The 15351-nt window shown below is 33.5% G+C and carries 16 protein-coding genes; 9 read left to right on the top strand and 7 right to left on the bottom strand.

The genetic code is table 11. The annotated features are described in order from the left end of the window. The first annotated feature begins 252 nt into the window (after positions 1–252). From LG651_RS01485 to LG651_RS01470, 4 genes are all read left to right on the top strand, one after another. On the top strand, positions 253–837 hold the full coding sequence (locus LG651_RS01485; protein ID WP_226694389.1) for a sensor histidine kinase: 585 nt from the start codon (positions 253–255) through the stop codon (positions 835–837). Further along, complete coding sequence (locus LG651_RS01480; protein ID WP_226694388.1) at positions 834–1523, top strand: LytR/AlgR family response regulator transcription factor; 690 nt, start codon at positions 834–836, stop codon at positions 1521–1523. Before LG651_RS01485 ends, LG651_RS01480 begins: the two co-directional genes overlap by 4 nt. 69 nt (positions 1524–1592) lie before the next feature. Then, complete coding sequence (locus LG651_RS01475; protein WP_226694387.1) at positions 1593–2069, top strand: hypothetical protein; 477 nt, start codon at positions 1593–1595, stop codon at positions 2067–2069. 48 nt (positions 2070–2117) lie between these two features. Continuing rightward, the gene (locus LG651_RS01470; RefSeq protein ID WP_226694386.1) at positions 2118–2903 is read left to right on the top strand and encodes a nitrilase family protein; all 786 of its coding nucleotides are present in this window, start codon (positions 2118–2120) and stop codon (positions 2901–2903) included. Here LG651_RS01470 and LG651_RS01465 read toward each other — a convergent pair. Together LG651_RS01465 and LG651_RS01460 are read right to left on the bottom strand one after the other, a co-directional pair. Then, positions 2890–4491 carry an Ig-like domain-containing protein gene (locus tag LG651_RS01465; protein WP_226694385.1) on the bottom strand — a complete coding sequence of 534 codons (1602 nt, stop codon included), beginning with the start codon at positions 4489–4491 and terminating at the stop codon, positions 2890–2892. The two genes, LG651_RS01470 and LG651_RS01465, sit on opposite strands and share 14 nt — an antisense overlap. 59 nt (positions 4492–4550) lie before the next feature. Further along, positions 4551–5228, bottom strand: a complete 678-nt coding sequence (locus LG651_RS01460; RefSeq protein WP_226694384.1) for a ComF family protein — start codon at positions 5226–5228, stop codon at positions 4551–4553. Positions 5229–5465: 237 nt separating this feature from the next. Here LG651_RS01460 and LG651_RS01455 point away from each other — a divergent pair, with 237 nt between their 5' ends. After that, positions 5466–7010, top strand: a complete 1545-nt coding sequence (locus LG651_RS01455) for a glycine--tRNA ligase (protein ID WP_226694383.1) — start codon at positions 5466–5468, stop codon at positions 7008–7010. 83 nt (positions 7011–7093) lie between these two features. Here LG651_RS01455 and LG651_RS01450 read toward each other — a convergent pair whose 3' ends face one another. Both LG651_RS01450 and LG651_RS01445 read right to left on the bottom strand, forming a co-directional pair. Beyond that, positions 7094–7561 (bottom strand): Lrp/AsnC ligand binding domain-containing protein, encoded by a 468-nt coding sequence (locus LG651_RS01450; RefSeq protein ID WP_044633017.1) that lies wholly within the window; start codon positions 7559–7561, stop codon positions 7094–7096. A 223-nt stretch (positions 7562–7784) separates the two neighbouring features. Then, entirely contained in the window at positions 7785–9149 is a 1365-nt protein-coding gene (locus LG651_RS01445) for a saccharopine dehydrogenase family protein (RefSeq protein WP_226694382.1), read from the bottom strand. Positions 9150–9247: 98 nt separating this feature from the next. On the opposite strand from LG651_RS01445, the gene LG651_RS01440 reads away from it, so the two are divergent. Continuing rightward, positions 9248–9646: a DUF423 domain-containing protein gene (locus tag LG651_RS01440; protein ID WP_226694381.1), complete on the top strand. Its 399-nt coding sequence runs from the start codon at positions 9248–9250 to the stop codon at positions 9644–9646. A gap of 61 nt (positions 9647–9707) precedes the next feature. Then, positions 9708–11324, top strand: a complete 1617-nt coding sequence (gene pckA, locus LG651_RS01435) for a phosphoenolpyruvate carboxykinase (ATP) (RefSeq protein ID WP_226694380.1) — start codon at positions 9708–9710, stop codon at positions 11322–11324. Positions 11325–11424: 100 nt separating this feature from the next. Here pckA and LG651_RS01430 read toward each other — a convergent pair whose 3' ends face one another. From LG651_RS01430 to LG651_RS01420, 3 genes are read right to left on the bottom strand one after another with little or no spacing between them, the layout of a single operon-like run. Continuing rightward, on the bottom strand, positions 11425–12036 hold the full coding sequence (locus LG651_RS01430) for an FAD-dependent oxidoreductase (RefSeq protein WP_226694379.1): 612 nt from the start codon (positions 12034–12036) through the stop codon (positions 11425–11427). A 1-nt stretch (position 12037) separates the two neighbouring features. Next, the gene (locus LG651_RS01425) at positions 12038–12241 is read right to left on the bottom strand and encodes a hypothetical protein (protein WP_226694378.1); all 204 of its coding nucleotides are present in this window, start codon (positions 12239–12241) and stop codon (positions 12038–12040) included. Between the two features lie 9 nt (positions 12242–12250). Then, entirely contained in the window at positions 12251–12838 is a 588-nt protein-coding gene (locus LG651_RS01420) for a MarC family protein (protein WP_226694377.1), read from the bottom strand. 100 nt (positions 12839–12938) lie between these two features. Here LG651_RS01420 and LG651_RS01415 point away from each other — a divergent pair, with 100 nt between their 5' ends. Together LG651_RS01415 and LG651_RS01410 are read left to right on the top strand one after the other, a co-directional pair. Beyond that, entirely contained in the window at positions 12939–13511 is a 573-nt protein-coding gene (locus LG651_RS01415; protein WP_226694376.1) for a DUF3109 family protein, read from the top strand. 565 nt (positions 13512–14076) lie between these two features. Beyond that, positions 14077–15351: a ribonucleotide-diphosphate reductase subunit beta gene (locus LG651_RS01410; RefSeq protein ID WP_226694375.1), complete on the top strand. Its 1275-nt coding sequence runs from the start codon at positions 14077–14079 to the stop codon at positions 15349–15351.

The following is a 15351-nucleotide window of genomic DNA, read 5'->3' as shown; positions in this document are numbered from 1 at the left end:
TTGGTAGTTATTGTCTATTTAAACAATTTTTTATTGTTGCCATTTTTTGTTAAAAAGAAGTTGTACGCGTTTTACATATTTGTTTTTGCAGCCATTTCTTTTTTTGCAACTCAACTGTATTGTTATGCTTTTGCTCAATGTGGTTGCAGTTTGTATAAATGTTTAAGCGATTATTTATGGCAAACATTAGTGCCTTTAATTTTCTTTTCGTTTGTCTGGGTGTTATATCGTTTTATTAATGAGCAAGAGCAGGTGGAAAAAATAAAAAAAGAACATGCCGAAATGGAACTAAAGTTTCTTAAAACTCAAATAAATCCGCATGTACTATTTAATAATTTAAACACCATTTATTCCTACGCTTTAGAAAAACCAGCCGAAACGCCCGAGCTTATTTTAATGCTATCCAATAATTTAAAACACGTGTTGTACGAAAGCAATGAAACTATGGTGGCTTTAGAGAAGGAAATAGAGTTTATCGATAATTATATTAAGTTTCAAAAACTAAGAACCGAAGGTGTTAAAACCATAAAATACACGAAGCAAATGGATACGCTTCAGCATCATATCGCGCCGTTATTGCTCATAACTATTATTGAAAATGCCTTTAAACACAGTGTTTTAAATAGTGAAATTAGTATTGAAATAACCGTAAAAAAAGGAAAACTAAAATTAATTTGTGAAAACGATTTCGATAATCTAAAAAACGAAACTATTCAGCAAAAAATAGGCCTAAAAAATTTAGAAAAACGTTTAAACTTACTCTATAAAGGTAATTACGAATTGCAAGTAAATAAAATGAATAGTTTTAGTGTTACATTGTTAATTAATTTAGAATGAATTGTATAATAATTGAAGACGAAATACCGGCACAAAACATTATAAAAAATTACATCGAGAAGTTGCCCAATGTTGAAATAAAAGGTGTGTTTAAAGCAGCTATTGAAGCCAATGCCTTTTTAAACATTAACAGCGTCGATGTGGTTTTTCTCGATATTAATTTGCCCGATATGCCTGGTTTAGATTTTATAAAAACCGTTAAAAACCCGCCCAAAATTATTGTAACAACCGCCTATCCAGAGTATGCTGTAACCAGTTTCGAGCTCGATACTATTGTCGATTATTTGGTTAAACCGTTCTCGTTTAACAGGTTTTTAAAAGCCGTTAATAAAGCCAAAACCAGATTGAATCCGATTAAAGAAATCGAGGATTTAAACAACGAAGGCTTTTTTTTAAATGTCGATAAAACGCTTCATAAAATAACAATTAATTCTATTTTGTATATCGAATCGCACCGTAATTATATCACTGTGGTTACTCAAAACCAAAAATTAACTTATGTGGATTCGCTAAAAAATTGGGTAGAAAAATTGCCCGAAAACCAGTTTTTTCAAGTGCACAAAAGCTTTATTATAAACCGTAAATTTGTCGATAAAATTTCGGGAAATTTAGTTTATATAAACCAAGAAAAAATTCCTATTGGTAGAACATATAAGCAAAAACTTTTAAAACTTTTAGGTATTTAAAATTGTGTTAAAGGAGTAACTTTTTAATATGCTTCGTGTCTTAACAGAAACAATAAAATAAAATTAATTATGAAATATGTTATGTTAGCCCTTTGTTTAGGCTTAAGTTTTGCCGTAAATGCTCAAAAAGTAAAAGTAGATAAGCAAAATTTTGAAGTAAAAGGAGAGCGAATATTTAAAGATGGTGCCGATGTTACCGAAACACTAACATTAGAGAGAAAAGCGGAAATAAAAAAAGCGGTTCAAATTCAAAAAGCTGAAGAAGTAGCTAAACAGGCCGAAAAAGCTAAAAAAGAAGCTAAAAAAGTAGAAAAAAAGGAAAAATCAGCTGAAAATAAACGTAAAAAAGCCGAAAAGGAATTAGCTAAAAAGCAAAAAGCCCAATCTAATTTCGATAAGGCGAAAAGCAATTTAGAAAAAGCTCAAGAAAAGCGCACAAAATTAATGGAGCGCGGAAAATTATCGCCAGTTGATGAAGCTAAATGGGATAAAAAAATTAAAACGCTTGAAGAAAAAATGGCAAAAGCCAAAAAGAAGCTAAAATAATTCCTTCTTAAATACAATTAGTTAACGCTATTTTGAGTAATTTGTATTATGCAAGAAAAACTCGAAATAGCGTTAATTCAATCAAATTTAGTTTGGGAAAATCCTGAGGAAAACCGAATTCACTTTACGCACTACATTGAAAATCTTCCTGAAACTGTCGATGTGGTTTTGCTTCCCGAAATGTTTACTACTGGTTTTACCATGAATGCCAAAAAGGTTGCCGAAACCATGCAAGGTAAAACCATAACTTGGTTGCAAGATCTTGCAGCTAAACACAATATTGCCATATCTGGAAGTCTTGTTATTACCGAAAATGACAACTATTATAACCGATTAGTTTTTGTAGAACCTAACGGCAATTTATCCTGTTATAATAAGCGCCATACCTTCACTTTTGCAGGAGAAGATAAAATATATACCGCAGGAAATACCAAGCTTATTGTTAATTACAAAGGCTGGAAATTATATCCGTTAGTTTGTTACGATTTACGCTTCCCTGTTTGGGCAAGAAACACTCAAAATTACGAGGTATTGTTCTATGTTGCTAATTGGCCGCAATCGCGAATAGCAGCTTGGGATAGCCTGTTAAAAGCCCGTGCCATAGAAAACATGAGTTATTGTATTGGCGTAAATCGCGTAGGTGCCGATGCGCTTAATAATAACTATTGCGGTCATTCGGCGGTGTACGATGTTTTAGGTAACGAAATAGAAACCTTTAAACCCGACGAATCTGGAGTTAAAATAGTTACGCTAAATAAAAACCACATCGACGAAAACCGAAAGCGATTTCAGTTTTTAAACGATATGGATAATTTTATAATTAAGGAAAAGTGAGCGATTCTGTAACACCCCAGTCGGCTCTAATTTCAACTTCTTTAAAATGATAAACTTGCTCGGGTTGTATCCTTTTTAAGAAAACACCAGGATCATATTGTTTATTACCATTAGTGTCGTAAATAACACGGATTAAATATTTACCCGGTGTTAAATCTAAAAACTCAACATCGCCTTGGGTAGCAGCATAACGTTCAAATTTTACTTCACCTTTATTATCGGTTAACTGAAAAATTAGCGGAAATTTAGCGTTAGTTAATGAAAATCGAGCAAAACCAAAATCCGATTCCTTTTTTGTACTAATCGAGAATTGTAAAGTATCATTTTTATTATCAAAAAAATCGGTAAATGCTTCAGGTAAAATAGAAATGTTATACTTATTCTCGTAAGTTTTATCGAAACTAAAAGCGTAAGCATTCGTTAAACTATCAAAACTAGTTTTAAAATCTACATTTGCCGAATCCTTATCCATCATAGAAACTTTTGTTTCGTCTAAACTTACAAAAGGAATACTTCCAAATATTTTAAAATCTTCATCTAAACCAATGCTACCAGTTGGTGCGTTTTTTAAGGTTAACGAGTCGCGTTTTTGTTCGCTTATTCTAGTAGTAAAATCTTTTTCGTAGTCTTTGTTGGTTACTTTAAAAAGAAGCGAGTCTACTTTTAATCTTGGTTTATACCAGTAATAAAGCGTATCGGCTAGCTCGTCTTTGGTAATGCGGTATGTAAAATCTTCAGGCGTTTCAGAAACCATATTTATTTTCATGTTTTTGTGGTTTCCTTCGTAAGCAAAAGCAATTTTTTCACCTGCAAATAAACGCGGTCTAATCGCTTTAAAATCTGGCGATTCTTTAAAAAGTTTTAAAGTGTAACTACTATCGGTTGGTACGTTAATAAATGCTTTATGAAACGCTATTGCATCTGTTTTTTGCTGAAATTTATTGTCGCCATTATTGTCTTTTAAAGCCATGAGTAAATACTTTCCAGCTTTAATGTTTTCAATAGAAAAAGTAGTTAAACTATCTAAAGTATTGGTAATGTATTTGGGTACTTCTTTGTATATAATCGAATCGGTATAAGTCGAGTCCACTTCGTATAAAGCCACATTAACAAAAGCTTCTGGCTTGGTTTGTAGCGCATCAATAATTTTACCTTTTACGTTTAAGGAATCTATATAACTTCCCGTAGAAAAAACAAAACGGTAATACGGGTAAGGGTTGCCCTCGTTATTATCAACAATACTATTACCAAAATTAAAAGCGTAGGTCGTGTTAGGTGGTAACGTATCGTTAATTTTAATGGTAATTTTTTTGCTAGCCGAACCTTGAGGCACAATGTCTGGTTCGTATTTCATTGGCGGTGAAATAATAAGCTGTTTGTCTATGTTGTTAACTTTAATGTATTCGTCAAATTCAATTTCAATTTCGTTGCCTTTAAAATTGGTGGTGAAATTTTCTGGCGAAGACTTTACAATTTTTGGAGGTGTTTCATCTTTAGGGCCACCATCCGGCGAGCCACGATTGGCACAGTTAACTAAAATTAAACCAAAACTACAAGCTAAAATTAGGTTGCGAAGCGTTTTATTCATCTAACAATTATAAATTTTTACAAACCTACATAATTTTAAGGTTATAACGCTAAACTACTTTATGCTATTGCCATGGTGGCTACACTTATTTTAACATTTTCGGCTTTGGTAAGTACATTTATGCACGCTTCAATGGTTGCGCCGGTAGTTATAATATCGTCTACAAGTAAAATATGTTTGTTTTTAATTTGGGTAATATTTTTGGTAGCAAAAAGCTGTTGGTTTTCGTTCCAACGTAAAATTCTTTCTTTAGTAGTTTGCGATTTGGTGTTTGTTATTTTTACTAAAACATTCTGGTAACATTCAGCATTTAAAGCCAAAGCCAGTTGTTCTGCAAATTTTGTAACTTGGTTATAACCGCGTTTTTTAAGTTTGTTTTTATGCAACGGCACAGGTATTACGGCATCAATAGTTTGGTAAGCTTTAATTTGTTTAAGTTCGCCACCTAACCAATTACCTAAAACAAAACCAATATTTTCGTAGCCTTTGTATTTTAAGCCATGAATAAGTTGTTGCACCAAGCTTTTTTTCTGGAATCTAAAAAGTGCCGTAGCGTGTTCAATTTTAGCTCTTCCATACAGTACTTTTTTTACGGTATCGTCGTTGTTAAAATGAAAATTGGTAATAGGTAAATCGTGCCGACAGGTTGTGCAAATACTAGCTTCGTTATCGTTAAGTAAGTTTTGGCAAGCATAACAAACTTCGGGGAAAAATAAATTTACTAGGTTTTTTAGCATAATTTTTGGGCATTACCCCGTCCCGAATATTCGGGATCGTGGTCGGGCTTTCCGTTGCAATCTTTTGCTTAGGCAAAAGGATTTTCACTACAATCCCTAATGCGCTTTGTCGATACAATTCAAGTTTTCAAAAAAGATTATAGCTTTAGTTTCCTAATATAAATATTTATTAGCGAATTTGCATCAAATTTTAATAAAGAACAGTAATAGTTTATTTGGGTTTTATATTTTTGCAGAATGGCAAATCAAGACGATCAATTTAAGAAGGTTATATCGCACGCAAAGGAATACGGTTATGTGTTTCAAAGCAGCGAAATTTACGACGGTTTAAGCGCCGTTTACGACTATGCACAAAATGGTGCAGAATTAAAGAAAAACATTCGCGACTACTGGTGGAAAGCCATGGTGCAAATGAATGAGAATATTGTGGGTATCGATGCTGCAATTTTTATGCATCCAACCACCTGGAAAGCTTCGGGGCACGTTGATGCGTTTAACGACCCGTTAATTGATAATAAAGACTCTAAAAAACGATACCGCGCCGACGTTTTAATTGAAGACTACTGCGCTAAAATTGAAGCTAAAATTGAAAAAGAGGTTAAAAAAGCCGAAAAACGTTTTGGTGATGCGTTTAATAAAGAAGAGTTTTTAAGCACAAACGGCCGTGTTTTAGGATACCAAGAAAAAATAAACACTATACTTTCTCGTATGGCAAAATCTTTAGAAAACGAAGATTTAGCCGATGTTAAAGCCTTAATAGAAGAGTTAGAAATTGCAGATCCGTTAACCGGAAGTAAAAACTGGACCGACGTTAAGCAGTTTAACCTTATGTTTGGCACCAAGCTTGGTGCTTCTGCCGAAAGTGCCATGGATTTATACTTGCGCCCCGAAACGGCTCAAGGTATTTTTGTTAACTTTTTAAATGTGCAAAAAACAGGACGTATGAAAATTCCGTTTGGTATTGCACAAACCGGTAAAGCGTTTAGAAATGAAATTGTTGCCAGACAATTTATATTTAGAATGCGCGAGTTCGAACAAATGGAAATGCAGTTTTTTATTAAACCAGGTACTCAAAAAGAATGGTACGAACACTGGAAAGAAACGCGTTTAAAATGGCATTTAAGTTTAGGTATGGGTGCAGATAATTATCGTTTTCACGATCATGAAAAATTAGCACACTACGCCGATGCCGCAGCCGATATTGAGTTTAAATTCCCATTCGGCTTTAAAGAACTAGAAGGTATACACTCGCGTACCGATTTCGATTTAAAAGCACACGAAGAATATTCTGGTAAAAAACTGCAATATTTCGATCCGGAAGAAAATAAAAGTTATGTGCCATACGTATTAGAAACCTCAATTGGTTTAGATCGTATGTTTTTAGCAGTATTCTCGAATTCGTTGCAAGAAGAAGAACTAGAAAATGGCACTACTCGAACTGTTTTAAAATTACCAAGTGTTTTAGCGCCAGTAAAAGCTGCTATTTTACCATTGGTTAAAAAAGATGGCTTGCCAGATGTTGCTCGTAAAATAGTTGAAGATTTAAAATGGGATTTCAATGTAATTTACGACGAAAAAGATGCCGTTGGGCGTCGTTACAGAAGACAAGATGCAAACGGAACACCGTTTTGTATAACGGTAGATCATGATACTTTAGAAGATAACACGGTTACCATTCGTCATAGAGATTCTATGGAGCAAGAGCGCGTTAAAATTGAAGATTTACGTAACATTATAAAACAAGATGTTGATGTACGTAATTGGCTCATGAAAATGAAATAATACAATTTCGGCGAGAGCAGGAAATTTTTAAATAAACAAAACCCCGAGCAAATACTAGGGGTTTTGTTTTATAAATAATTTGTTTAAACCTTTATCTGCCTATCAATTTGCTGTTCTAAAGAAATTAACGATTCGGTTCTAGAAACGCCGGTTATTGGTTGAATTTCTTTATTAAGTATATGCATTAAATGGTTGTTGTCTAAACTTAATACTTTAATGAATAAGTTGTAATTACCGGTTGTGTAATGGCATTCTACAACTTCAGGAATTTTTTTTAAGGCATTAATTACGCTATCGCTATCGGCAGCTTTATCTAAATAAATACCAACAAAAGCTAGGGTTGAAAACCCTAAAATTTTAGGATCGATAATAAATTTTGAGCCTGCCAGTAATTGCGATTTTTCTAATTTGCGAAGGCGTTGGTGAATGGCTGCTCCCGATATTCCTACATTTCGAGCAATTTCTAAAATTGGTGTTCGGGCATCTTGCATTAGGGCGCGAAGTATTTTTTTATCGATGCCGTCGATAGTTATGGTTTTTGTTTTTTTCATACGGTTTTAAACTAAAACATAAATATAATTGTTTTGTTTTAATTTGAAACTAAAATTGCGTTAGGGATTGCAGTGGAAATCCTTTTTACGAATATTTTAAACCTAATAATTTAATATACTTTTAAGTTTGTTTTTGTTGATGGCTTGCAAAACGAGTTCGAACTGTTTCGTAAAAAGATTGTAGCGTAAAGCCCGACCCCTTGCGGGTAACGCCCAATAATGGCTAAATATTTAAGGGGTTGTATCCTAAATAAGGCACTTCTTTTTCTTTAAATACAATGCCAAAAGTGGCTAATTCGCTTAAAATGGGCGCATAAATATTTTTAGAAATGGGTATTTGCACACCAGTGGCTGTAATTTTTTTGTTTAAAATGGCAAGTGTAGCCATTGCAACGGGTAATCCAACGGTTTTTGCCATAGCGGTGTAGGTTTGGTCTTCGCCTAAAACAACCATAGTGGCATCTATTTGGTGGTTTTTTCCATTTTTTTCGTAACCAAATTTGTGATACATTACAATCATGTCTTTATCATTTTTGGCTAGGGACCAACTCTGGGTTAGTATGTTTTGAAGTATTTGTGCTGGTGTGGCGTTTTTGATGCCTACTTTTTTGGTTGCGCTAAAAATGTCGAGTTCTACTAATTTATCCCAAACAATATCATCTTGATCTATTTTTAGTTGATGCCGTAGTTTAAGTTCTACCGAATCGGTTGGGCTGTAGGGTAAAAATAAGTTGGTAAAATCGCGATAAGTCATTTGTTCGCTATTATCGATGGTGTAACTATCGTCGGTCATTCCTAAGGTTACAAACATGTTCCAGGCGCGACTAAAACCTACGCGACGCATGGTGCCGCGGTACAGTGTTTTTACGTTTTGCAAGCCGTATGCGTTTTGGTATTTTAAAGAGTCGCGATTGGCATAAACCTCGAATCGGCCAAAATTATCGATTTCTAAAAATTCGGTTCGTCTAAATAATCGGTTATACGGAATGTATTTATAAGTGCCTTCTTGTAAAAATTTGGCAGCGCCGCCTTGTCCGGCAAGCACGACGTTTCTGGGATTCCAAGTAAATTTGTAGTTCCATAAATTATTGTCGTTTTCGGGTGCCACTAAACCGCCGGTAAACGACTCGAAAAGTATTATGTTTCCGCCCGCATCACGAATGCGATCTAGAACTTGCATAGCGCTCATGTGGTCTATACCAGGATCGACACCAATTTCGTTGAGTAAAATTATGTTTTTTGCTACGGCTGCGTCGTGTAGGGCTTGCATTTCTGGGCTAACATACGAAGCTGTAACCATAGGTTTGGCATAGATAACGCAATCTTTAGCTACTTCAATATGAAAACGTGCCGGAAGCATAGATACCACAATATCGGCATTTTTTATAGCCTGTGTTCTCGATTGGTTATCGAAAACATTTAATGCTATAGCTTTCGCGTTTTTATGATTTTGAATGGCTTTTTGAGCCGTTTTTAAATCTAAATCCCCAATAGTAATGAACAGATTTTCAGCATCCGATTTATCTAGCAAATATTTTTGTAGATAAGCTGTAGATTTCCCAGAACCAATAATTAAAATCTTTCGCATTTCGGGTTTAGTTGAGTAATTTTGTGTACGCTATGTTCGAAATATTTATTTCGGATGTATCAATAAAAATAAGGTTTTGTTAAAAATAATTTATAAAAATGACTAGAAAAATTTTAATTGCCGCTTCGTTAATAGGTTTAATAAGTATTATTTTGGGCGCTTTTGGCGCTCATGGATTAAAACAACTTATTTCTGCAGAAGCTATTCAAACCTTTGAAACGGGTGTAAAATACCAAATGTATCATGCTCTTTTTTTATTGTTTGTGGCGCATACGCATTCTATTTCAGAAAAGACGAAACGTATTATTTTTTATCTGGTTATAATTGGAGTTATTTTCTTTTCGGGTTCTATTTATGGTTTAGCAACTAATAATTTGTCGGGTTTTAATTTTAAAACCATTGGTTTTATAACACCTATTGGTGGTCTTTTATTAATTTTAGCTTGGGTATTTGTTTTAGTTTCTGTATTGAAAAATTCTCAAAAAAACGTTATTTAAAAAGTTAATTTACAAATAAATATTATAGTTTTGCTTTTATAATTTAATTTTAAGTGAAATTATGGAAAGCTACAAGCAAATTACGAAAACGATTTCGTTAGAAAAGTACGGTATAAAAAATGCCCATGTACAATATCAATTATCGCCCGAAGCTTTACACGATATTTCTATTAAAAAAGGTATGGGTGTCGAAGCAAGTTCTGGTGCTTTGGTAATAAATACAGGTGAATTTACTGGGCGTTCTCCAAAGGATCGTTTTATAGTTAAGGATGCTGTTACCGAAGAGAAAATTTGGTGGAGCAATGTTAATATTCCTTTTGAAACTGCTCATTTTGATAAATTATACAATAAAGTTGTTGATTACCTTTCTGAAAAAGAATTGTTTGTTCGTGATTGTTACGCTTGCGCCGATGAAAATTATAAGCTCAATATTCGTGTTATTAACGAGTATCCATGGAGCAACATGTTTGCAAGCAATATGTTTTTACGTTTAAAGGATGATGAGTTTGATGGTTTTACACCAGAATGGACCATTGTTAATGCTCCTGGTTTTATGGCAACTCCAGAGATTGACCATACACGTCAACATAATTTTGCCATATTAAACTTTACCAGAAAAATTGCTTTAATAGGTGGTACAGGTTATACTGGCGAAATTAAAAAAGGTATTTTTTCGGCTTTAAATTTTATTCTACCTGTGTTTAAAGAAACCTTACCTATGCATTGTAGTGCAAATGTTGGAAAAGAAGGCGATACAGCCATATTTTTTGGGTTATCTGGTACCGGAAAAACAACCTTATCTACCGACCCAAATAGAAGTTTAATTGGCGACGACGAGCATGGTTGGACCAAAGAAAACACAGTATTTAATTTTGAAGGTGGTTGTTACGCTAAAGTAATTAACCTATCGAAAGAAAAAGAACCCGAAATTTTTAACGCGATAAAAAAAGGTGCTATTCTTGAAAATGTAATACTAGATGATGCTGGTACGGTAGATTTTGCGAATACATCCATAACACAAAACACTCGGGTAAGTTATCCTATTCATCATATTGAAAATATTTGCAAACCATCAATAGGAAAAAAACCTAAAAATATTTTCTTTTTAACGGCCGATGCTTTTGGGGTAATTCCACCAATATCTAAATTAACACCAAGTCAGGCGGCGTATCACTTTATTTCGGGTTATACGGCAAAAGTTGCAGGAACCGAAGCAGGTGTGGTAGAGCCAGTACCGTCATTTTCTGCCTGTTTTGGAGCGCCTTTTATGCCTTTGTACCCATCGAAATATGCCGAAATGTTAAGCAAAAAAATGGTGGATGCTGGCGTAAATGTTTGGCTGGTAAACACAGGGTGGACTGGTGGACCTTACGGCGTTGGTAAACGCATGGAATTAAAATACACACGCGCCATGATTAACGCTGTTTTAAATGGCGATTTGGGCTTGTATAACTACGATAACTACCACATTCACTCGGTTTTTGGTGTAGCGCAACCAAGATCTTGTCCGGGTGTTCCAACAAGTGTATTAAGTCCAAGACAAACCTGGAACGACGACCAAGCGTACTATACGATGGCATTTAAATTAACCAATGCGTTTAGAGAAAATTTTAAAAAATACGAAGCCTTTTGTAGCGAAGAAATTCGTCGCGGCGGGCCACAACGCTATGCGTTTTAGGTGTTGTAAAATATAGATTTTAAAAAAAAAACAAAAAATGGTGAAGTTTTAAATTTCACCATTTTTTGTTTGATTATTTAACGAAAGAATTGCTTTAAAATTAAGCTTCGTTTACTTTATCATGCACTTTAGTGTGTTTTCCGTTATTCCATAAAGTTAAAATATCGGTGGCAACATGAGCACCGCTTCCCGAAGCGATTGCAAACTGACTGCGCCATCCTGCTAATGTACCAGCTACATATAGATTTTCTTCAACAAGGTGGTCGGTGTTTTTTAACCAGATTCTATTTTTTTCGGTTGCAGCTCTTGGGTGAGCTTCAATATATTTAGTTAAGCCTTCTATGGTAAATAAATTAGTGTAACCAACAGCTATAACAACTATTTTACTAGTGTAAGTGTTTTTGTTGGTTGTAATAGTGAAATTATTGTTGGATTTGCTAACGTTTAAAACTTTTTCATTTTCAATCTGTTCAATGGCAGGGTAAAGCGTTTTTAGTTGCGTTTTACCACTTTCTAAAATAGATTCTCCTGTTGTGCCAGGTTTTAATCCTAGTACATTATTGAATAATGCCGTTTGTAAATGTGAGGTTTTTTGGTGAGCAAAAAGTGCTACTTTTTTGCCTTTAGCGAATGGCTTTTGTAACCCAGATCCTAAAACCAAAGCACACGACATGCCAGCAGCGCCAGCGCCAATTATAACCGCATCGAACATATTAGTTTTTTTCTTTTACCTTTTTCTCTATTTGTTTTGATACTCTTAAAATAGTCATTAATAAAATAACGCAAAGTCCTGCAATTATTGTTATTAAAGCAATCATGCTTTCGCCAGAAAAAGGGGCATCAGTATTTATTTTGGTGCTATTAAAAATTATAAGTCCTAAAGCAATAACACTAATTATGTATGTAAAAATCTTCATTTTAAATATTTAAACAATATCAAATAAGGCTTTAATATTGTGGGTAAAAAGTTTAACGGCAATAGCTAGTAAAATAACACCAAATACTTTTCTAATAATATTAATGCCATTTGCGCCTAAAATGCGTTCAATTTTTGCCGATGTTTTTAAAACTATAAAAATAATAATAACATTTAATATTACAGCTACAATAATGTTTTCTGTTCTAAATTCAGCACGAAGCGATAATAAGGTGGTTAAACTACCTGGTCCGGCAATTAATGGGAATGCAAGTGGGAAAACGGTTGCAGTAACAGCCGATTGTTCTTCTTCTTTATAAAGCGTTATTCCTAAAATCATCTCTAAAGCAATAAAAAATAATATAAATGCACCGGCTACAGCAAAAGAGTTTACGTCTATGCCAATAAGATTTAAAATACTTTTTCCAAGAAACAAGAAAACAATTAAAATAGCTCCAGCAATTATAGAAGCTTTTTCGCTTTGTATTTGGCCAGCTTTTTTACGTAAGTCAATTACAATAGGTATGTTGCCAATAATATCTATTACAGCGAAGAGAACCATAAATGCGGTAAATATTTCTTTTAAATTAAGTTGCATATTAAAAGGGGTTAAATTTTCGGCAAAAGTAGTATATAAATCTTAATTAATTTCATATTATTATTAACTATTTTTGCCAAAAATTTAATTTTAAAAAGTTATGTTTCAGTTAGGTAAAACTATTGTTTCTGAAGATGTTATAGAAAAAGATTTTGTGTGTAATTTAAATGCATGCAAAGGCGCTTGTTGTATAGATGGTGATGCTGGTGCGCCACTAAATAAAGAGGAAACACAAATACTTGAAACTATTTACCCAAAGGTGAAGCCTTTTTTGAGACCAGAAGGCATAGAGGCTATAGAAAAACAAGGCACTTTTATTACCACTGAAAACGAAGAACTAGAAACTCCGCTTATTAATGGTGCAGATTGTGCCTATGTTATATTTGATGAAAACAAAACGGCGCTTTGTGCCATTGAGGAAGCTTATAATCAAGGCGAAGTCGATTGGAAAAAACCAGTGTCTTGCCATTTATATCCCATTCGAGTGCAAGATTACACAGAATTTTCGGCGGTAAATTATCACAAATGGCAAATTTGTGATGACGCTTGCGAGTTAGGAGAAGAATTAGGAGTGCCTGTATATAAATTTGTAAAAGAAGCCTTAATTAGAAAATTTGGAGTCGATTGGTATGACGAATTAGAGAAAATAGCTCAAGAAAGAAACGAAAAATAACAACGTTCTATTTGTTACTTTTAATAGTTGTGTATTGAAGTTGTTTTTGAGTGTTTTTTTGAAGATAAAATCCCTTTAAAATTCGCTTGTAGATACGCTTTTTTTAGGTCTTTTTTTTAGTTGATTTTTTAGGGTAAAAATTATGGGAATTTAATTTTTTTAACTTCAAATTCCAGGTTGTCAAAATTTTTTGAAATTTAATTAACTTCAAAATTTATCAAATCCTTAATTTTATTTTAAGATTTTGAAAATCAAATAAATAAACGGTTGTTTTGTGTGGTTTTTAATACTTAAAATAGCCGTTGTTAAAAACTTGTTAACAACGTTTATTAAAACCACTTTCATTTTTAAGCACAATTATCAATCTTTGTTGTAGGCAAAAAGAGTAAAATTTTTGGTCGGTTATTTGGGAATAAAAGAGACTGAAAATTAGCTTTCGAGAAAGCCCCCAATCGATCCTCATTTTTAGGAGCACAAAAAACACATATTTTAACGAATTACTAAACTGAATAGCCAAAATTAAGCAGTTGTTCTAATGGTATTTTAGTCTGTAAATTTTAGTATTATGGAGATTACACAAATTATTAAACGAGATTACGAAACAGCACCGTTTGTTTTAAATAAGATTTCAAATGCCATAGAAAAGGCTATGATTTCTGTTGGTAATGGCTCTAAAGAAGATGCCAAAGGAATTTCCGAAAAGGTTTTACAAACTTTAATTGCTAGAAAGGCTAACGATAGTAATTATGTGCCTACCGTAGAGGAAGTTCAAGATATTGTTGAAGACAAATTAATGGGGAGCGAATTTCACGACGTTGCAAAGGCTTACATATTATATAGAAACGAACAGGCTAGAAATAGAAAGACTAATATTTTTGAAAAACGTATAAACTTAAAACCATACGAATATCCTGCGCTTAACGAATATGTTGACGCTATAAGACACTCGTACTGGATTCACTCCGAGTTTAACTTTACAAGCGATATTCAAGATTTTAAAACAAGACTAACTGTAGTTGAGCAAAATGCTATAAAAAACACCATGTTGGCTATTTCACAAATTGAAGTTGCCGTAAAAACCTTTTGGGGCGACATATACCAAAAAATGCCAAAACCAGAAATTGGGTCGGTTGGTTCTACATTTGCGGAAAGCGAAGTGCGTCATCATGATGCCTACTCTCACTTATTAGAAATTTTAGGATTAAATAACGAGTTTAAAAATCTTAAAAAGAAACCTGTTGTAATGCAACGTGTTCACTTTTTAGAAACAGCACTTAAAAATGCTAAAAGTGAAGACAACCAAGAATACGCAGAATCAATTTTATTATTCTCTTTATTTATTGAGCACGTGTCATTATTCTCGCAATTCTTAATAATTATGGCCTTTAATAAGCATAAAAATATGCTTAAAGGAATATCGAATGTGGTTGAAGCAACTTCAAAAGAAGAGCAAATTCATGGCGATTTTGGTATCGATATTATAAGAATTATAAAAGATGAAAACCCAACGTGGTTTGGCGAAGAGCATAACACCAAGGTGCAAGAATTATGCAAACAAGCTTTTGAGTCGGAAAGTAAAATTGTGGATTGGATTTTTGAAGCAGGCGAACTAGATTTTCTTCCAAAAGATGTTATAAACGAATTTATTAAAAACAGATTTAATAACTCGTTACAAAGTATAGGTATAGACAAAATTTTCGAAATAGACGAATCATTAATAGCTCAAACCGAATGGTTTGATGACGAGATAATAGGCACCAAGCATGGAGATTTCTTTGTTAAACGCTCTATAAATTACAGTAAAAGAACCAAAAGTATAACAAGCGACGACTTATTTTAA

This window comes from Neotamlana sargassicola, from assembly GCF_020523965.1.
Lineage (GTDB): Bacteria > Bacteroidota > Bacteroidia > Flavobacteriales > Flavobacteriaceae > Neotamlana > Neotamlana sargassicola.
Note: the sequence above shows the minus strand (reverse complement) of the source record. Positions and strands in the feature narration are given on the sequence as shown.